The organism is Shewanella sp. KJ2020, assembly GCF_024197625.1.
In the GTDB taxonomy this organism is placed as follows: Bacteria; Pseudomonadota; Gammaproteobacteria; order Enterobacterales; family Shewanellaceae; genus Shewanella.
Genome location: NZ_JAKUKD010000012.1, coordinates 93000 through 110803, shown reverse-complemented (window position 1 = coordinate 110803; position 17804 = coordinate 93000). Strand labels below are relative to the sequence as shown.

The window sequence follows — 17804 nt, the reverse complement described above, 5'->3', positions numbered from 1 at the left end:
CAGACCATGACAACAGCAAACGATAATGACCAAGCGCAATTAAAGGCCGAACGCCACAGGGCGCGTCAACAAAAACTCAAAGCGGGAGTCGATGCCAAAGTTGCTGCTGCCCAGGATGAAAAAGGCATTCTGTTAGTCTTAACGGGCAATGGCAAAGGTAAGTCGACCTCTGGTTTTGGTACTGTCGCCCGCGCGGTAGGGCACGGTAAAAAAGCCGCGGTGGTGCAATTTATTAAGGGCACTTGGGAATGTGGTGAGCGTAATTTGCTTGAAGGTGCAGGGGTTGAATTTCATGTGATGGGCACCGGATTTACTTGGGAAACCCAAGATAAAGAAAAAGATACCGCCGCCGCCGAGCTCGCATGGGAAGCCGCGGAAGCGCTGCTTCAAGACGAGAGCATCGATTGCCTTATGCTCGATGAGCTGACCTATATGGTGAGTTATCACTATCTTGATGTGGAACGGGTACTTAGTGCACTTAAAAATCGCCCGCCCATGCAACATGTGATTATCACGGGCCGTGCTTGCCATCGCGCCATTATCGAATTGGCCGATACCGTCAGTGAAGTGCAACCGATAAAACATGCCTTTGAGGCTGGCATAAAAGCACAGCAAGGATTTGATTATTAAGGTAAGTGTTTTTGTCGTTATAACCATAAGTGACATGATTACCCATATCCATATGAGGCTGATATAAAAGGGCGGCTATGCCGCCCTGTTGCAACAATGCCAATCTTAACTACTCCTCTAGCTGCTCGTTCAGCTAAAAATTTATTGCCCCAAAGCAAGATAACTTTATCGTCAGTTTGCAGCATTAATTGTCATTGTTTCCCCTGTGACTCGCCATAAACTCGTCCCTGAGGGCTCGACGACGGCATCCATGCCGCCAACGGTCACAGTTGTAACAATGCCAATCTTAACTAACACTTCTGCTGTTCGTTTAGCTAAAAAGCTATTTGCCCCAAAGAGATTTTAAGTCTTTCATGTTTAGGTCGGGTAATTCGTCCCTGTTGACCAAACTTTAGTAATGATACAAAGTGCTTACGGCATCGGTGGCGATTCACTAACATAATGTTAAGAGGCAAGAAATAGGTGCGACAATCGCAGATCATGGAAGATAAAGTTATATCAGCAGTGAGGGAGTTTGCTAACTCGATAAATTCGGGAAGTAAAGTCATAGCTGATATGTCAGTACTTATTGATGTGACTTCTCAGTTATCTCTCACTAGTTTTGACCATTGGGAGAGTTTAATTCGGTCAGAATTTTCCTTGGCGCTAAGGGAGTCAACTCCACCCAGGTGGAAAATTTGGTCTAAACCTACCGAATTGCTGACTTGGCTAGATGTAATAAGTTGGGATGGCTATAAGCGTGAAAAGACTTTGCGTACACTATCTGGTGCAGCACCAAACATTTTCTTCTTTTCACTTATCGTTCGAAGGCTCAATGATTGGGTACCTCAAGTTCGAGAGGCCGCAAGGGAAAAGCTACTAGAGATTGCAAAAGCGACAAACCCTGAAGTTGTTGTTGAAGCTCTTTGCATCGCACTTTCCAACTGGAATTCTTGGGGGAGGATTGAGGAAGCAGATAAAAAGGTTCTTTTGCAGATCATATGCGAAGAGCAGATAGCAGATTTACTTAGGTCTAAGTTAATTTTATCGACATCAGGGCCTATGCCATCTCTCTTTTCTCAGCTTGGACGCACACCGATTCTTGATGGAAAGATTAAAGAGATTGCAGGCCTCTCCATCCAGCCCACCGTTCGAGCCAAGGCTTTCCGAAGCTTATTCGAAGGTCGAATAGCATGGATAGAAGGTCGGAAGTGGGAATGGACTGACGTCCGATATTGTAAGGGAAGGATAAAGCCGATCATTTCCGAGCGAAAAGTAAATGTTCAAACTCCATTGCTCGACTTGTTAAAAATGTCTGCTGATGATCGTTCGCCTATCGTTCGGCGAGTTTCAGTAGAATTTCTAATTCAGGAGTTAGAAAATCTTGGAGTTGTTGCAAGGGAATTCGCTGAAAAATTTGCATCGGATAGGTCTGAAGCAGTAGCCGAACGTGGTCGTTTTGCAGTAAAAAAACTGGAGGAAGTGGAGCGTGTCAATGCGCCTTAAACAATGTGGCTTAGGACTGCAGGGCTCGCAACTAGTTGCTCGAAGTTTAGGCGGGAGTTACCCATAGAAGTTTTAATCCGAAACTGACAAGTTAGAGCAAAGGAGCTATCACGCTTTTGTCCAAAAGCGTGATAGCTCCTTTAAACCGACAGGCTACACTAGTGCCAAAAAGGTGAACCATGGGGATTGGCGAGACGACCGTCCGCCCCATGGTCGCTCTTTGGCGTCCATGTCATCGCGGCATTTGTGAATCCTTTCACATCAGATGGGGCGGTCGAGCATCTAGGGAGGGACTTGCTGCGTGTCGGTGAGCGAACACCATGGCACGCCGATAAGTCGGTGCTTGGTAGTGTTCAAATTTTTGTGTCATTTCTTTAAGCTATACCAAAAAGAGATTATTTATAAAATCCGTTAGCGTCTATATTGGCAGCTTTTTACCATCGAGATTGGGCATAGGTGCCTCAAGGATGATGCGATGAATAAACGTATTGTGATCTGTGCCGATGGCACTTGGAATCGGCCCGAGAAAGACCTTAAGGTCGATTTCCCTACCAATGTGCTGCGCCTTGCGAGGGCCATTAGTCCGATTGCGGCCGATGGTAAACCACAGCAAGTGTTTTACGACTGGGGTGTCGGCTCCTATTACGATGAAGTGATTGGCGGCGCGACGGGGCGGGGGCTGCATAAAAACATTATGGATGGTTACCGCTACTTAGTGCAAAACTACTCTCCGGGAGATGAGATTTATCTGTTTGGTTTTAGCCGCGGCGCCTACACTGTGCGCTGTCTGTGTGGCCTTATCAATAACTGCGGTATACTTAAACGCCCCGATGCTCGGCTTATCCAGCAAGCCTTTGACCATTATAAAAAAAGCAGCGCGCCATTTGCTCCAAGCGGCGATAAATCCCTTGAATTTAGGCAAAAGCATAGCCATGAATCGCGGGAGATAAAGTTTGTTGGCGTGTGGGACACGGTTGGTGCCATGGGGATCCCGATTTCCTTCCTCGGGTTATTCGAAGATAAAGATGAGTTTTACGACACCAAAATCGGCCGCAATGTGCGCGTTGCCCGCCATGCCTTAGCGATAGACGAGCATCGCAGCGACTTTGAACCGACCATCTGGCAAGTGCGCGACAATATGGATATGCAACAGGTGTGGTTTGCGGGCGCCCATAGCAATATTGGCGGTAGCTATAAGCCGGATAAGGATGACTCTTTATTGTCGGATAACGCGCTTATGTGGATGATCAATGAGGCGCAGCAATTCAACTTAAGTCTTGAGCCCCATTTACAGGAGAGTTTGCGACCCAATCCTTTGGCGACCTTACATGATTCACGGCGTAATTTTTATCGAATAAAGCAGGCCTATTTACGCCCACTCGACCCCAGTAAAGCGCCAATATTATTGCATCGCTCGGTCAAAGAACGTTGGGAGCGGGACCCTCAATATCGGCCCAAAAATCTGCAAGCTTACCTAGAAAGCTATGGCTGGCCGACTGAGCTAATCAATTAACTACTTAAGGAATAATATGTACAAACAAGGTGTTATAGGGCTGTTTTTCGGGCTGTGTTTTTTGTGTTCGACTACTGTGTTGGCCCAGCCTGCTAAACGCATTATCGCCCTTTCGCCCCATGCGGTTGAAATGCTCTACGCTATAGGCGCAGGGGAGGCGATAGTCGCTACGACCGATTTTGCCGATTATCCCGAGGCTGCTAAGAACATTCCCCGCATTGGTGGTTATTACGGCATTCAAATGGAGCGCGTGTTAGAGCTTAATCCCGATCTGATCGTCGTGTGGGACTCTGGAAATAAGGCCGAAGATATTCAGCAGTTGAAGACGCTGGGCTTTACGCTTTATGGGAGCGATCCTAAAACCTTAGAAGGAGTTGCGAAAGAGCTTGAGGAGTTAGGCCAATTAACGGGACATATGGAAGAGGCGCGTAAAGCCGCTGCAGCATATCGCGCACAGCTTATGGAATTACGCCTTGAAAACGCTAAAAAAACCGAGCCTAAAGTGTTTTACCAACTCTGGTCGACGCCTTTGATGACAGTCTCTAAAAACAGTTGGATCCAGCAGATTATCGATGTGTGCCATGGGCAAAATGTGTTTTATGCTGCCGATAGTGATTACCCACAGGTGAGCCTAGAAAATGTGTTACTGACAATGCCCGAGGTGATTTTGCAAAGCCAAGAGGAAGGCAATGTGAAGGGAATTGATTGGAGCCAATGGCCCGAGATCCCTGCGGTTAAAAAACAACAGATCTTTCAAATTAATGCCGATCTATTGCACCGCGCGACCCCCAGAGCCTTACTCGGTGTTCAAGCCCTATGTGATGCTTTGGATAAGGCGCGTTAATCTATCTTTACTTTTGACATAACCGCCGAGAGGATAGATAACTCACAATGCATAAAAACAAGGAAGCCTAATGAATACCCTATTAATCTGTTTGTTTATCGCCATGTTATTACCCTATCTTGCCAAAGGCCCCGTCGCTTGGGCAATGGCGAAGGCGGGCGGTTATGACAATAACCACCCTCGCACTCAACAGGCGCAGTTAACCGGGTTTGGTGCTCGCGCCTTAGCGGGACATCAAAATGCCTTCGAGTCGCTGTTGGTGTTCGGCATTGCGGTATTGGTGGTTATCGCGACGGGCAAAGTGGATCCCACCGCCGAGTGGCTTGCGATCACCCATGTAGTGGCTCGTTTTGTGTATCACATTTTGTACCTTGCCAATAAAGGCACCTTAAGATCCCTTTCATGGTTTGTCGCCATCTTCAGCGCCTTTGGGATTTTCTTCCGGGCATTTTAATGCCATTCCCTACGCATAGAGGCTGCCAACTAGAATGGTTGCTTTGCGTTATCAATCCTAACCTTATCGACCTTAACCTCATCCAGCCAATACAAAATGACCTTAGTTTAGGTCATTTTATATATCGATTAAGCAAACCGTCAGCTTGTTATTGTTACCTTACGCACCCTATGTATTGGCTAATCCCACTATTTACCGTTTTGCCTCAGTTAGAGATATACCATGTTCATAAAGCTTAAGCCTTTTTTAGCGCTGCCCGTATTCCTTACTTTGTCTACTCTATTCCCTGTGGCATATGCGCAAGAGGTTCAGGTTAACGAGCTGATTTCAAATGACATATTATGCGATATGGCCGAGTCTAAGCCCTTGAGTCTGAATATCAGTTCTCTTGATGAACTCATGCTTCTATTTGAATCACTCGATTACACGCCTGAAAATTTCCATCGAGGCAATAAATCGATACCTAGATTGACCTTTGATGCCGTGGGAGAAAGCTGGAGTTCAGTGTCTAGGCAGATCCCTGTGAAGCAAAAGAAAATGGTGTTTTTTAGATTGATGACGCCCTTAGTGCTGTTGGCGAATGAGAAAATTCTGCAAGAAAGGCAAGTCATTATGTCGGCCTCCCTTGATAATATTGAATTAGTCGCCTTGGGGATAAAGTACAAGGTCTTAAGCCGTACCGATAAGTCGCTGTCAGAATCCCAAAGACAAATGCTGCTTGAAAGAGTGGATATACTACCGCCATCGTTAGTGCTAGCCCAGGCGGCAAAGGAGAGTGGTTGGGGTACATCTCGTTTTACCCTTGAAGGTAATGCATTATTTGGCCAATGGGATTTTAACGGAAATGGCATGGAACCTAAGCAAAAACGACCCGGTTTAGGTCGTTATGGTCTAGCGCGATTCGAGACACCTTTGGCATCCGTTGAAGGATATTTGTTTAATTTAAATACCCATAATGCTTATCAAAAGTTGCGCACACTGCGTGCCCAATCAAGGCAAGCCAAGCAAGCAGTGACAGGTGCAGCGCTCGCTGGCACGTTAGACCGCTATTCGGAGCGAGGATATGCCTATGTTGAGGCGATTCGGCAGATGATCCGTACCAATAAGCTGTATTTGGCGGATGAAGTTTATTTAAATGATGGCGCACCATTGCATTTATTAACACGCCCTAGTCAAATCTAAAGAGGAGGGCTTTAGCGTAAAAGCCGTTATGTAGCACTTTTCAGTTATGACTTAATCACTATTAGTACAAGTGTTGACTGGAGTGTTAATTGTGTTTGATGCTGAGGCGATTTTTTCGCCAGTATTCTGGCGTTACTTAAGCTATGCATGATTTATTGGCGCCCATTAAACTCCGTCAAATAAGGTTGCTTTTAACGTCTTTAGTATTGATTTTTGGCGTCTTGAATACGGATTCGTTTTGAAATAGCTAAAGTGATGATGCATAAGGATTTTACTTTCTTATATCCTATTGAAATTAGTTAGTTATTTGACGATTTCAAGCCAGTAAATTGACAGTTTTCTTTACTAAAAACCTCGGCTATAGTCACGTGGTTGATACACTTGTTGAGGTTTAGAAATCATGTTACGTCCGCTGATCTTCGGTTTAGTTGCTTCTGCATCTTGGTTTATTTACCAAGATGTTTCTGCTTACTTTGGCGTTGAAACCATTGATAAGTCATTTATTGCAACCGTGCAGCATAAGGTTGAAGAGCGAAAAGCTAAGGCTGCCCGTGAGCAGTATGCCCAGCAAGCAAAGATAAATGTGGTTGATTGCAGTATCACAAAGACATGTACTAACTGAGTTGTATCGCTCGCCCATCTTTAAGAGACTGAGTTATTTAAATAAACTAAGTGATTTTAAGAAACTAAGTGATTTCGTGGTCGCTTTTTAGGTGCATTAGGAGGAGCCGGAGCTTTAGAACGGTGGCACACTTAGGTTGCTTTTGTTTAAAAAGCACAGCGTTTAAAAAGGCATAGGTCAGTCGACCTTAAGGAAACCTATGCCCAATTCCATGGGAACAATAATGGCCGTATTATTGAACCGTATAGCCTTTGCCAGTTAAGCAGGCGGCGTTGGCTTTTTCAAATTCGGCGGCTGATGCCGTTGGGGCGGCGGCAGGCGCTGGTGCAGTTTGTGGTTGTTGTGCTTCGGTCTCTGCCGCATTTCTCTCGGCGCGACGATTGCTCGATCTTTGTCCTACCAGTCCAACAACGGCCCCCGCAGCGGCGGCATCACTTTTATCATTATCCGTAATTGCCGCGACACCAGATGCGATGGCGGCTCCCTTAAGCGCGCCCCCCCTTTGTTTTTCTGTTCCTGCTGTTGATTCTGCGGCTACGGGTGCTGGGGTTGCTTGCACCGCCGCTGTCGCCGCAGTTGGATTGTACCCTGTTTGTGCGGTTGCCCATGCAATACAAGCTTCTTCATCTGCTTTTTGTGTTTCTGGCGTTTGCCCTTGTGCGGGAAAAACGTACTGAGCACTGTAGCAGATTGGGCTGAGAGTGACTGCAGCGATAACAGCGAAGGATAAAATGTGTTTCATTGTGCGCTCCTGAGTATTAAAGGCTGACTATAAAAGCGAAATTAAGCCATTCGACGGATCTAAATATCAAACTCGTGCAATCAGTTTAGTCGTTTCGAGCAAGGTCGGTGGAAATTTGGTGAGCCAAGAAGTAAAGCGTTTAAGACCAGCCACGTCACGGGCGATCGCTTCCATGATTGTGCTTCATTGGGTTAATCCCTGTGTACATCTGATAGCCATTCTTACTAAAATTTATGGCTGTCCGCTCTTTTGGCTCTTTTGCTTTTTGCGCCGAGCGCATCGCCGTCGGACATTTCACTCCACACTCGATTGTCTTTTTAGTGGAAATTAAGTCATTGGTCATTCGGTAAATCGACAGTGGGATGGGCGGGTTTGACCACAGCGTTTGCCGCAGGAATAACCGTTAAAGAGGATAACAACACTATGCCCGCTGCAGTGAATAAACTGTGAATCGAAAGTTCCATTTAACTACACCTTTTACACCGATAACTTGCGCCTCATGCGCACCAGTAAACGGGCCGAATTTTATGCCAAGACAAGCACTTCAGGACGGGACAGTTGATACAAAAAAGGCCGCAATAGCAGCCTATTAAGATCCAACAGTTAACAATCAGAGATGGTATGTAGCATATATTTTGCGGGTGTCTTTTAGGGTAATCATTTAGATTTCTTTGAAAATGGGTTTTAAAAGAAAATGAGCTAAAAATATTACAATAACAACTGCTTAAATCTAATGGAACACTGAAGCAGTGCTTCAATTTTGCTTTGTTTCGCTTGTTCTGAATCTACATTCCCAGTGGTATAAAACGTTATTTCTGGATCGAGTATCGGGCTACACGTTTGGTGTTCGATTTTCAACAATGAGTGCGTTCGATTAGCAATGGCTAATCCAGAATCGATGACGGTAACGTGGTGGGGAAGGGCATTTTTGATTTCTGCATTAATAAGTGGAAAGTGAGTACAAGCCAGCACTAACACATCGGTATTAAACGCATCGGGTTTGTTAAAAATACGCTGAATTTCCTGGGTTACAGTGTCGGGATCAAACCCATTGCCGAGAAGTTTTTGCTCTGAGGCGAGAACAAGCACTTCAGAGTCTTCTACTAAAACCTTACATTCTGTAGCGAAATTCGTGATCAGCATCTTCACATAAGCTGAGTTCACCGTGGTGTGAGTGCCAAGTACCATCACGACCTTTGATTTTGATAACGAAGCGGCAGGTTTTATCGCAGGGACAACGCCGACAATAGGTAGATTGAGTTCAGTACGAAGTAAGTCTAGCGCAATGGTACTCGCTGTATTGCAGGCGATAACGATGATATCGGGTTGAGTCAGTGAGCTTGCTTTGGATATAACGTCTAAAATTCGCTTTTTTAGTATATCGTGCGGCTTTTTTCCGTAAGGGAAAAAGCCAGCGTCAGAGACGTAACTCAGCCGTATGTTGGGGATTCTCTTTTTTATTTCGGCCGCGACGGTAAGTCCACCTGAACCTGAATCAAAAACTAATATTGAGCTATCCATTGCACCTACCTTCACATAATCAACACATTTAACTTTGCCATAGACACTGGAGCGTTAGTCGAATTGGCATACGGCTTCAAAAGGCGCATTTTGCTCTTTCAGCTTATTTTGATCAATGAGGATATGTTTGGTTAAGACTTTTTCGTAAACAAAAAATATTTTGGTGAGTTAATGCAATCTACCGCAGGGTGAGATCATGAATACTCAGTTTTGTCCGCAGTTTAGTTTGGATGCCAACTTAATCCTTCGTGCGTTTGTAAATATTGGTGGAGCTTTAATTCCGCATATCCATTAAGCACTAATTACTCTTAAAGAGGGGGATTGCTGTTAATTGCCTCTTGGTCGATTCTTGATTAACAAATCAGGGATGAAGTTCCACGACGTTGGTCTGCTAGGCTTAATAGTTATAAGTCTATTACCTAGGCAGCCAATACCAAAGCTAACCTAATACAGTTTGGATAATGAAGGCTTAGATTTGAAATCAAACACTCCGAGAATCAAAGATTCTCGGAGTGGGGGAAGTCATTACTTCTGCGTTGCGCGGTAGTGGTCGAAGTTCTCGATATAATCTTCCAGATTGGCGTCGAGCATCTCTTTATAGCGCTCCATATAATAGTCCATCATTTCTTGCTTTTTGGCCTGCATTTGCTCTTTGCTTTCAAAGCTGGTGGAGCCAAACCAAGCGTTGTAGCGGGCGACGGCCCACATAAAGGAGGCGCTGACCTCACCGGTTTGGATCTCAGTGTTCTGATTCTGCTGGTTCGCGAGCTTAATCAACTCAGAGGCGCGGGCGTAAAAGGCTTGTTCGTTATCAGACATTAGCAATTCCTGTTGTTGGGCAAAGTGGCTAAAGAAAGGGCGTGTGGTGTGTTTTCACCCTTTTGGTTATTGCTACTTACCCTAAGATATTTTACGGTTAAGGGACAGTCGCAGATCTCACAGAATGCGTTGATATCACACTAACATAATGTGCCTAAACTCAATTTGAGATAGGCGTAACACTTTTCAGTTGGTTGCAAAATTCCACATGGCTTGAATAGGCCAACATTAACCTTAAACACCAGGATCACTTCAAGCCGTTTATCCTTACTGAAATAAATTAGCTCAAAATGCATTGGGCGGGAGGGGAAAGAGTGCTTGCCGCTGCGTAACTCTCATCACGCTAACTATCATCGGTCATTGCGCTACTCTCATCTCGCTAACTCTCATCGCACTCACTATCATCGCCATGACAGCTTGCTTGCCCTCTGGTATTTTTCAGTTAAGTACGCTATTCCAATAGCTTAAGCTGTGTTTGTCCCCATTGGGTGGCATAGGGCATGGCCTCCTGCGGACTGAGGATAAACTCATTTTCACAGCCATCACCACGGGGTGTTTCCCAGAATTTGATGCCCTTTGGTTCAAGGGTAAGTTGGTAATATCCCGAGCCGTCTGATGTGGGGCATTCTGCGTCCGGTGCTTTGCCAGCAAACAATTTGTCCCTTAATGCTGGGGGTAAAGGATGACTCATATCCTCGAGCATGTTTTGTGGTTGAGTCTCGGCGAGAAACCATTGCCACGGATGGAAAGGTTTACCGTCGGTAAGGGAGAAGCTCACAAACTCTTGGCTGATCCCATTGGCGCCATAACCCGCCGCCCAGCGATATAGGTGCACACTGAGCCAATGCTGATTAATAAAAATCGGCTCGGCAAAGGTTTCGTCAGTCACAAAACTGCCCATTTGTGCCAGCATTCTGCGGCGAGTATCAAAGGTTTGTGCTAATTGGACTTCATCGGTGAGCTTCTTTTCAAGCCATTGATTAATTGCCAAAATACCCGTTTGTGGGCCTTTAAATTCGATACCCACATCTGTACCAAACGTCAGCGGGCGATACTCAATATTTTCGTAGCTTTGCCATTTACCTCGGCTGAGTTTTGGCGTGGTTTCTAGCGGTAGATTGTACGCATCGGCGCCACAATCCTCGACCTTATCTGGGCTGATTTCTCGCTCAAGTTGCACGGGTAACGATTTACTCGCGGTATCTTTAAACCAATGGCCGCTCAGTTTTTGTGGCGTGACACTATCAAACTGCCAGTTGCCCGTATTGCCTTCTTCTTTCCACAGTTCATCTTGCAGCTCGAGTCTTATCGGCGTTAAGTAGCGTTGATAGTAATAACTGCCTGTTCCATATTGATTAAAGCAGACTCTGACCTTGCTTTTACCTAACTGTCCTTGCCAGATCCCTGTGAGTTCATTGGCCGCAAAGGTCGGCAAAGAGAGCGTGGCGCTCAGCAACAGGCTTGAAGATAAAACGGAGAATAACATCCTTGTGGGCATACTGGTTTTCTCTTAAAAGGTGGTAAGTGAGGGCTGTATTCTAAAGGCAAAGACACTAGCCGATTATGGATTGAAAATCAAAATGAACGAAGGGGGAAAAGTCGCCCGCAGGCGACTTGACTTTAAAGACTTAAGGCTTATTTAACTTGCCAATCAATGGTTTCGCCAGCACGAATCGGCACTACGCTCGTGTCGCCCAGCGGGTAAGTCGCGGGGACATTCCATGGGGTTTTCACTAGCGTGATGGTATCGGTATTGCGTGGCAGATTGTAAAAATCTGGGCCGTTAAAGCTTGCGAATGCTTCGAGTTTATCCAGCGCATTCACCGACTCAAACGCTTCGGCATAAAGCTCAATGGCGGCGTGGGCCGTGTAGGAACCCGCGCAGCCACAGGCGGCTTCTTTTTTATCTTTAGCGTGGGGCGCCGAATCTGTACCGAGGAAAAACTTCTTGCTACCGCTTGCTGCGGCGGCTAATAACGCTTGCTGATGGGTGTTGCGTTTTAAAATCGGCAGGCAGTAAAAATGTGGCCGAATGCCGCCAGCCAACATATGGTTGCGGTTATACAGCAAATGGTGGGCTGTAATAGTTGCTGCCACATTATCAGAGGCTTGCGTGACAAAATCGACCGCATCTTTAGTGGTGATATGTTCAAGCACGATTTTAAGCTTTGGGAAATCGGCGACGATTTTGCTTAAGATATTTTCGATAAAGACGCGCTCGCGGTCAAAAATATCAATCGCTGAATCAGTGACTTCACCGTGCACTAAAAACAGCATGCCGACTTCTTGCATAGCTTCGAGGGCAGGGTAGATGTTTTTCAAATCGGTTACGCCGGAATCCGAGTTGGTCGTCGCCCCCGCAGGGTAGAGTTTAGCGGCGACAATTTTACCCGAGGCTTTGGCCTTGCGGATTTCATCAGGGCTCGTTTTGTCGGTTAAATACAACACCATCAAAGGTTCGAACTGTGAGCCCGCTGGCACCTGCGCTTTAATGCGGTCGTAATAGGCCAGTGCGGTTTCGGTATCGATAGCGGGTGGCACTAAGTTTGGCATCACGATAGCGCGGCCCATATAGCGGCTGATATCGCGCACTGTATCTTTAAGCTGGGCGACATCCCTTAAATGAATATGCCAGTCGTCTGGGCGAGTGATTGTGATTGTAGTCATAGGGCTTTTCTTTTGATCGTTTTGGCTGCGAGGGTGGCGGGATCTTATGTGGCAGGGATTTTACTGTAAAGGGAAACTCGACGGTTTGGCGAATAAATCTAGATCTAAGAACCGCTTTCCTCCATCGGACACTTTTTAGTAAACAGCAGCGGACACTTTTGAGGTTAAGTCTCTGTGTCCGCGGACACTTTGTCGTTTTAAATCTATTAATTTAATTAAAAACAAATAGTTAATTGGTTTGGCATAGGCTTTGCTATTTCATCCCATAGATTTCCAATAGTGTCCGCTTAATCTTGCTGGCACTGATGATCCAGACAGGGAAGCGAGTAACAGTATGATTAAAGATACCAGCGGCCAAGATACCCTCCTTGTGCCATCGACCACTAAACGTCTCAAAACACCCATGATTATTGCGGGCTGCACTTTATTGGTGAGTGCCTTAGTGTGGGCAAGTTTTGGTACAGATAACGTGAGTAAATCCTTAAATCGTCGAGATATCACTACCGCCACTCTCTATGTGGGGACCCTCACCCGTGATGTGGCGACCACAGGTAAAATTGTGGCCGCCAATGCGCCGATTTTGTATAGCACAGAGGAAGGCACTGTGACGCTACTGAGTAATCCTGGCGACACAGTCAATAAAGGCGATGTGGTGGCCAAACTCGATAGTCCAAGACTTTCGAACCAGTTAGAGCAGGCTAAATCAGTATTAGCCAGCATGGAAAGTGCATTAGAGCGCGCTAAGTTGGATGCCAGACGTGACCAGTTGCAGGCATATCAAACCTTAGATATGGCAACGGTCGACCTTGAGGCTGCCGATAGGGAGAGTCGCCGCGGTGAGTTGCTTATTCAAAGCCAGCTAATTGGTCAGATTGATTATGAGAAGGGCAAAGATGATTTACACAAGGCAAAGCTTAAGTTTGCCCATGCCCAGCAGGAAGTCGCACTCACCAAAGACACGCTCACCTTTGAAATCAAAAACAAAGCGTTAGAAGTCGAACGTCAAAGTCTTGCGGTGCAAGAACTCGAGCGTCAGGTCGACGCCTTGAATATCAAGGCCCCCGTTGCTGGCATTATCGGCAACTGGCTTACCGAACAAAAAACGCGTTTGAGCGCTAACCAACCAATTTTAACCGTCGTCGATTTAAGCGCCTATGAGGCCGAGCTTGCCGTGCCAGAGTCCTACGCCGACGATTTGGGTTTAGGCATGGAAGTCGAGCTGAGTTTCGGCAGCGTGAAGCTAATGGGTAAGTTATCGTCCATTTCCCCCGAAGTGCGTAATCGTGAAGTGACCGCCAGAGTGCAGTTTGATCAAAGCGACAGCTTAAAATTGCGTCAGAACCAACGTATCTCGGCCCGGGTATTGTTAGAGCACAGACCCAATGTGTTAATGGTCAAACGTGGTGACTTTATGACCAGCGGCGGTGGCAATGAGGTTTACCAAATAGTGGGTGACTTAGCCAGTCGCCGCACTATCAAACTTGGCAGCACTAGCCTGAGCCAAGTCGAAGTGCTCGATGGCGGCAAAGCCGGCGATGAGTGGGTCATTTCAAGCACTAACCCCTTTAATAATGCCGAACAGGTCAGAATCCATTGATCACTGGCCCAGCCAACACCCAATTAAAGGATTTAACAGCAATACTGCGATAGGAAATAGGAGCTAAATATGCGCAATCAAGACTTTGATATTCGTGAGTTGATGTCATCAAAAATGTGCGGCGTGTTGGCCTTAGTGTTACTCGTGATAGCGGTTGAACTCGGTATCGGTGAGGCCAATAGCTGGTTTTTCCTTGGACTCAATTTGTTGGAATGGACCAATCCTTTAGATGAGGTTCACCAAGTGGGTGAGGTTTCACTCGAGAGCGCCGACCTGATATTGGGAGCTTTTGTATGGCTTTTAGAGTCTGTTGTTGAGCCATTTTTTGGCTGATCCTGCGGCTAGGTATCGCGCCTTTAGTGGCAGAGTCAGGGCGTAAAATTGATTTGATTATTTTAAGGAAATTAGCATGTTATCTATGAAGAGTGTGAACAAGGTTTTTAAAACGGATTTAGTCGAAACCCACGCCCTGCGCGATTTTAACCTCGAAGTGAATGAAGGCGAGTTTGTCGCGGTAACGGGTCCTTCTGGCTCTGGTAAAACGACGTTTTTAAATATCGCCGGTTTGCTCGAAGGCTTTACCCACGGCGAGTATTTTCTCGATGGCATCAATGTCTCTAACCTAAGCGATAACAAGAGCGCCGCTATCCGTAACGAGAAAATTGGCTTTATCTTCCAAGGTTTTAATTTAATTCCCGATCTTAACTTAGCGGAAAATATTGAAGTGCCGCTGCGCTACCGTGGTTTTAATGCCAAGGAACGCCAACGCCGCGTACAGCAGGCATTAGAACAAGTGGGCTTGGCCTCACGCCTCAAGCATTTTCCGACTCAGCTTTCGGGTGGACAGCAGCAAAGGGTGGCGATTGCCCGTGCATTGGCGGGTGAGCCACGCTTCCTGCTCGCCGACGAACCGACCGGGAACCTCGACAGCTTAATGGCGCGTCAAGTGATGGAATTACTTGAAAATATCAACCAAGCGGGCACGACCATCATCATGGTGACCCATGATCCGGAACTCGCTCGCCGCGCCCAGCGCAATATTCAAATTGTCGACGGCCAAGTGTGTGACTTTACTATGTATCAGCCCCGTGGCAGCGCGCAAATTGCGACGACAGAACCACTAGACAAACTTGTCGCGAACGCTGACTAAGGATACGCATTATGTTTTTTTATTATGTTGATTTAGCCTGGCGCAGCATTAAGAAAACCCCAGTGCTGTCGCTGTTGATGGTGTTGGCGATTTCGATTGGTATTGGTATCACTATCACTACGTTAAACGTGTACAAGATGATGGCGTTTAACCCTGCGGGTGAGCGTTCTGACGAGCTCAATGCGGTGCAGCTTTGGAGCCAAGGGCCCGATTCTTGGGATGAGTTTCACTCGTTAGTGACTTACCAAGACGCGATGAATTTACGCAAAAATACCTTACCTAAACGCCAAGCTGTAATGTTTCGTTCTGGAATGGCGGTACAAACGGATGATGTTAATTTCGCCCCTATTTTAGAAAGCATTCGGGTGACGGACAGCGACTTTTTCAAGATGTTTGATGTGCCATTTTTATACGGCAACGTCTGGGATAAATCCGTCGATACTGAGCCTGCTTATCAAGTGGTGATTAACGATAATCTCAATCAAAAGCTGTTTGCGGGGCAAAACAGTGTCGGCAAGGTTATCTATCTTAATCGTAAGCCTTATCAAGTGGTTGGGGTGATAAAAAACTGGGATCCTAAACCTAAATACTACGATCCCACCAATGGTGCCTTTAACGATACTGAACAAATTTTTGTACCATTTTCGCTAACGCCTATCGAAGAGTTTGATGTGTGGGGTAACACCTCGGGTTGGAAGTTTGAATCGGCCAATAGTTACAGCGAGCGGCTTAACTCTGAAAAAGTGTGGTTGTTGTATTGGGTTGATTTGCAAAATAAAGAGGCTGTAGCCAGCTACCGTACTTGGCTGAGCAATTATGTGGCTGAACAAAAAGCCCTGGGGCGTTTTACCGATAATAAATCCGCCGCCGACTCAGTCAAAGTCTCCGATGTGGCGACCTGGCTTGAATACAATCATGTGGTGCCCGAAGACAATAAAATCTTGGTTGGTTTGAGTGTGCTGTTTTTAAGTGTTTGTTTAGTCAATATTTTAGGTTTGATGCTGACTAAGTTTCTCAAGCGCGCACCCGAAGTGGGAGTACGCCGCGCCATTGGTGCTAGCCGCGGCCAAATCTTCGCTCAATATATGGTAGAAGTGGGCATGATTGGCTTATTAGGTGGCTTGCTGGGACTGGTTTGGGCCTACGCCTCTCTTTACGGCTTATCGGCTCAGTTTAATGTTGCCAAGGGCTTAACCCATTTAGCGCCAAGTATGTGGATTATCACCCCGAGTATTGCGGTTGGCACAGCGTTGTTGGCTGGACTATATCCAGCATGGGTAGTGTGTCGTACTAAACCTAGCGTTTATCTAAAAAGCCAGTAAGGGACTCATTATGTTGCATATTAAACCTATTTTTAGCAGTTTATTGCGTAGTAAAAGCGGCCCAATCCTACTGCTTATTCAGATTATTTTATCCGTGGCGATAGTGGCGAATGCGAGTTTTATTATCCAAGAGCGTTTAGCCCTGATGCAGCGTGATTCGGGGATTAAAGAGTCAGAAGTCTTAACCCTTAGCTTATACAATTTCGATTCTTCGATTGATAAAACCGCGCAAAATAAAATTGATCAGCAAATTTTACGGGGTTTACCCAATGTGATTGCTGCGACCTCAACCAATATGTTGCCCTTGAGTGGTGGTGGCTGGTCGAGCACTTTAAACCTAGGCCCCGATCCGGATAGCGCAAAATCGACACCGCAATTTGCCATGTATTTAGGGACAGATCACACCCTTGAGACCTTAGGCCTTAAGTTGATTGAGGGACGTAACTTTTATCCCCATGAACTTAAAGATAATCTCGATAGTCCGAGTCGATTAGCGATTATCTCCAGCGCGTTAGCTAAGGCCGTTTGGCCCGATGAATCGGCACTGGGCAAAGTGTTGTACGAGGGTAAGGATGCGCAGATCACTGTGATTGGTGTAGTCGATAAACTGCAAGGCGCGTGGATTGACAGTGCTGAGCTTGAAAACAGCATGATCCAAAATGTGGATTATGGTGGTAGTTCGTATATGGTGCGCGCTAAACCTGAGCACCATGCGGAGCTGAAAACGGCGATAACGGCGGCGTTACTGGCTGAAAATCCTAATCGAGTGCTCGACCGATTTAAGACAATTGAGGACTTAAAGGAGAGTTCCTACCGCGACCATCAACTGATGATCACAGTATTGACTATGATGGTGGTGTTGCTGCTGCTTATCACCTCCCTCGGCTTAACGGGTATGGTGATGTTTAATATTCAGCGCCGTACTAAGCAAATAGGCACCCGCCGGGCACTCGGTGCCAAAAAGCGCGATATTATCAGTTACTTCCTCGTTGAGAATTATCTGATTTGCTTAGCGGGAGGCGTGCTTGGCGGCTTGTTAGCTATACAGTTAGGCCAGCAGTTAATGAAAATTTATAGCTTACCTATGTTGGACTTAAGTTATCCAATATTGACTGTGGCAGGCTTATTTGTGGTGACCACGCTGGCGGTTTACTTACCGGCGCGTAAGGCAGCAAATATTTCGCCTGCGACCGCAACTCGCAGCGTATAGCGGCAGATTGGGTGTTACTCAAACTAGGATGAAAGTAGGATAAAAG

The 17804-nt window shown here is 46.2% G+C and carries 19 protein-coding genes; 12 read left to right on the top strand and 7 right to left on the bottom strand.

The annotated features are described in order from the left end of the window. Positions 1-6 precede the first annotated feature (6 nt). Positions 7-630, top strand: coding sequence for a cob(I)yrinic acid a,c-diamide adenosyltransferase (gene cobO / locus MJO46_RS07900; protein WP_253988850.1), 624 nt, complete (start codon positions 7-9; stop codon positions 628-630). A gap of 171 nt (positions 631-801) precedes the next feature. Here cobO and MJO46_RS19880 read toward each other — a convergent pair whose 3' ends face one another. After that, a complete protein-coding gene (locus MJO46_RS19880; RefSeq protein ID WP_301541918.1) occupies positions 802-927 on the bottom strand; it encodes a hypothetical protein in 126 nt (41 codons plus the stop codon). A 183-nt stretch (positions 928-1110) separates the two neighbouring features. Here MJO46_RS19880 and MJO46_RS07895 point away from each other — a divergent pair, with 183 nt between their 5' ends. The 6 genes from MJO46_RS07895 to MJO46_RS07870 all read left to right on the top strand — a co-directional run bounded on the left by MJO46_RS07895 (position 1111) and on the right by MJO46_RS07870 (position 6730). Further along, a complete protein-coding gene (locus tag MJO46_RS07895; protein ID WP_253988849.1) occupies positions 1111-2115 on the top strand; it encodes a hypothetical protein in 1005 nt (334 codons plus the stop codon). A 475-nt stretch (positions 2116-2590) separates the two neighbouring features. Then, positions 2591-3628, top strand: coding sequence for a DUF2235 domain-containing protein (locus MJO46_RS07890; RefSeq protein ID WP_253988848.1), 1038 nt, complete (start codon positions 2591-2593; stop codon positions 3626-3628). Between the two features lie 16 nt (positions 3629-3644). Continuing rightward, positions 3645-4472 carry a cobalamin-binding protein gene (locus MJO46_RS07885; RefSeq protein ID WP_253988847.1) on the top strand — a complete coding sequence of 276 codons (828 nt, stop codon included), beginning with the start codon at positions 3645-3647 and terminating at the stop codon, positions 4470-4472. 70 nt (positions 4473-4542) lie between these two features. After that, positions 4543-4926: an MAPEG family protein gene (locus MJO46_RS07880; RefSeq protein WP_253988846.1), complete on the top strand. Its 384-nt coding sequence runs from the start codon at positions 4543-4545 to the stop codon at positions 4924-4926. A 222-nt stretch (positions 4927-5148) separates the two neighbouring features. Further along, complete coding sequence (locus MJO46_RS07875) at positions 5149-6108, top strand: glucosaminidase domain-containing protein (RefSeq protein ID WP_253988845.1); 960 nt, start codon at positions 5149-5151, stop codon at positions 6106-6108. A gap of 400 nt (positions 6109-6508) precedes the next feature. Continuing rightward, complete coding sequence (locus MJO46_RS07870) at positions 6509-6730, top strand: hypothetical protein (protein WP_007645213.1); 222 nt, start codon at positions 6509-6511, stop codon at positions 6728-6730. A gap of 232 nt (positions 6731-6962) precedes the next feature. Here MJO46_RS07870 and MJO46_RS07865 read toward each other — a convergent pair whose 3' ends face one another. From MJO46_RS07865 to pyrC, 6 genes are all read right to left on the bottom strand, one after another. Then, on the bottom strand, positions 6963-7472 hold the full coding sequence (locus MJO46_RS07865) for a hypothetical protein (RefSeq protein WP_253988844.1): 510 nt from the start codon (positions 7470-7472) through the stop codon (positions 6963-6965). Between the two features lie 332 nt (positions 7473-7804). Continuing rightward, positions 7805-7936, bottom strand: coding sequence for a hypothetical protein (locus MJO46_RS19875; protein ID WP_301541917.1), 132 nt, complete (start codon positions 7934-7936; stop codon positions 7805-7807). 244 nt (positions 7937-8180) lie between these two features. Beyond that, positions 8181-8993 (bottom strand): glutamate racemase, encoded by an 813-nt coding sequence (gene murI / locus MJO46_RS07860; protein ID WP_253988843.1) that lies wholly within the window; start codon positions 8991-8993, stop codon positions 8181-8183. A 525-nt stretch (positions 8994-9518) separates the two neighbouring features. Further along, entirely contained in the window at positions 9519-9812 is a 294-nt protein-coding gene (locus MJO46_RS07855) for a DUF3144 domain-containing protein (RefSeq protein WP_253988842.1), read from the bottom strand. Between the two features lie 451 nt (positions 9813-10263). Next, entirely contained in the window at positions 10264-11310 is a 1047-nt protein-coding gene (locus tag MJO46_RS07850; RefSeq protein ID WP_253988841.1) for a hypothetical protein, read from the bottom strand. Between the two features lie 137 nt (positions 11311-11447). Next, positions 11448-12479, bottom strand: a complete 1032-nt coding sequence (gene pyrC, locus MJO46_RS07845) for a dihydroorotase (protein WP_253988840.1) — start codon at positions 12477-12479, stop codon at positions 11448-11450. A 334-nt stretch (positions 12480-12813) separates the two neighbouring features. Between pyrC and MJO46_RS07840 the strand changes: the two genes are divergently transcribed. The 5 genes from MJO46_RS07840 to MJO46_RS07820 all read left to right on the top strand — a co-directional run bounded on the left by MJO46_RS07840 (position 12814) and on the right by MJO46_RS07820 (position 17758). After that, positions 12814-14076 carry an efflux RND transporter periplasmic adaptor subunit gene (locus tag MJO46_RS07840; protein ID WP_253988839.1) on the top strand — a complete coding sequence of 421 codons (1263 nt, stop codon included), beginning with the start codon at positions 12814-12816 and terminating at the stop codon, positions 14074-14076. Positions 14077-14145: 69 nt separating this feature from the next. Continuing rightward, positions 14146-14409: a hypothetical protein gene (locus MJO46_RS07835; protein WP_198782480.1), complete on the top strand. Its 264-nt coding sequence runs from the start codon at positions 14146-14148 to the stop codon at positions 14407-14409. 76 nt (positions 14410-14485) lie between these two features. Continuing rightward, positions 14486-15226: an ABC transporter ATP-binding protein gene (locus tag MJO46_RS07830; protein WP_253988838.1), complete on the top strand. Its 741-nt coding sequence runs from the start codon at positions 14486-14488 to the stop codon at positions 15224-15226. Positions 15227-15237: 11 nt separating this feature from the next. Then, entirely contained in the window at positions 15238-16548 is a 1311-nt protein-coding gene (locus MJO46_RS07825; RefSeq protein ID WP_253988837.1) for an ABC transporter permease, read from the top strand. 10 nt (positions 16549-16558) lie between these two features. Next, positions 16559-17758 carry an FtsX-like permease family protein gene (locus MJO46_RS07820; RefSeq protein WP_253988836.1) on the top strand — a complete coding sequence of 400 codons (1200 nt, stop codon included), beginning with the start codon at positions 16559-16561 and terminating at the stop codon, positions 17756-17758. Positions 17759-17804 lie beyond the last annotated feature (46 nt).

Coding starts and splice junctions, on each gene's coding strand:
- cobO (WP_253988850.1), top strand. CDS start 7: ATGACAACAGCAAACGATAATGACCAAGCGCAATTAAAGGCCGAACGC.
- MJO46_RS07895 (WP_253988849.1), top strand. CDS start 1,111: ATGGAAGATAAAGTTATATCAGCAGTGAGGGAGTTTGCTAACTCGATA.
- MJO46_RS07890 (WP_253988848.1), top strand. CDS start 2,591: ATGAATAAACGTATTGTGATCTGTGCCGATGGCACTTGGAATCGGCCC.
- MJO46_RS07885 (WP_253988847.1), top strand. CDS start 3,645: ATGTACAAACAAGGTGTTATAGGGCTGTTTTTCGGGCTGTGTTTTTTG.
- MJO46_RS07880 (WP_253988846.1), top strand. CDS start 4,543: ATGAATACCCTATTAATCTGTTTGTTTATCGCCATGTTATTACCCTAT.
- MJO46_RS07875 (WP_253988845.1), top strand. CDS start 5,149: ATGTTCATAAAGCTTAAGCCTTTTTTAGCGCTGCCCGTATTCCTTACT.
- MJO46_RS07870 (WP_007645213.1), top strand. CDS start 6,509: ATGTTACGTCCGCTGATCTTCGGTTTAGTTGCTTCTGCATCTTGGTTT.
- MJO46_RS07865 (WP_253988844.1), bottom strand. CDS start 7,472: ATGAAACACATTTTATCCTTCGCTGTTATCGCTGCAGTCACTCTCAGC.
- MJO46_RS19875 (WP_301541917.1), bottom strand. CDS start 7,936: ATGGAACTTTCGATTCACAGTTTATTCACTGCAGCGGGCATAGTGTTG.
- murI (WP_253988843.1), bottom strand. CDS start 8,993: ATGGATAGCTCAATATTAGTTTTTGATTCAGGTTCAGGTGGACTTACC.
- MJO46_RS07855 (WP_253988842.1), bottom strand. CDS start 9,812: ATGTCTGATAACGAACAAGCCTTTTACGCCCGCGCCTCTGAGTTGATT.
- MJO46_RS07850 (WP_253988841.1), bottom strand. CDS start 11,310: ATGCCCACAAGGATGTTATTCTCCGTTTTATCTTCAAGCCTGTTGCTG.
- pyrC (WP_253988840.1), bottom strand. CDS start 12,479: ATGACTACAATCACAATCACTCGCCCAGACGACTGGCATATTCATTTA.
- MJO46_RS07840 (WP_253988839.1), top strand. CDS start 12,814: ATGATTAAAGATACCAGCGGCCAAGATACCCTCCTTGTGCCATCGACC.
- MJO46_RS07835 (WP_198782480.1), top strand. CDS start 14,146: ATGCGCAATCAAGACTTTGATATTCGTGAGTTGATGTCATCAAAAATG.
- MJO46_RS07830 (WP_253988838.1), top strand. CDS start 14,486: ATGTTATCTATGAAGAGTGTGAACAAGGTTTTTAAAACGGATTTAGTC.
- MJO46_RS07825 (WP_253988837.1), top strand. CDS start 15,238: ATGTTTTTTTATTATGTTGATTTAGCCTGGCGCAGCATTAAGAAAACC.
- MJO46_RS07820 (WP_253988836.1), top strand. CDS start 16,559: ATGTTGCATATTAAACCTATTTTTAGCAGTTTATTGCGTAGTAAAAGC.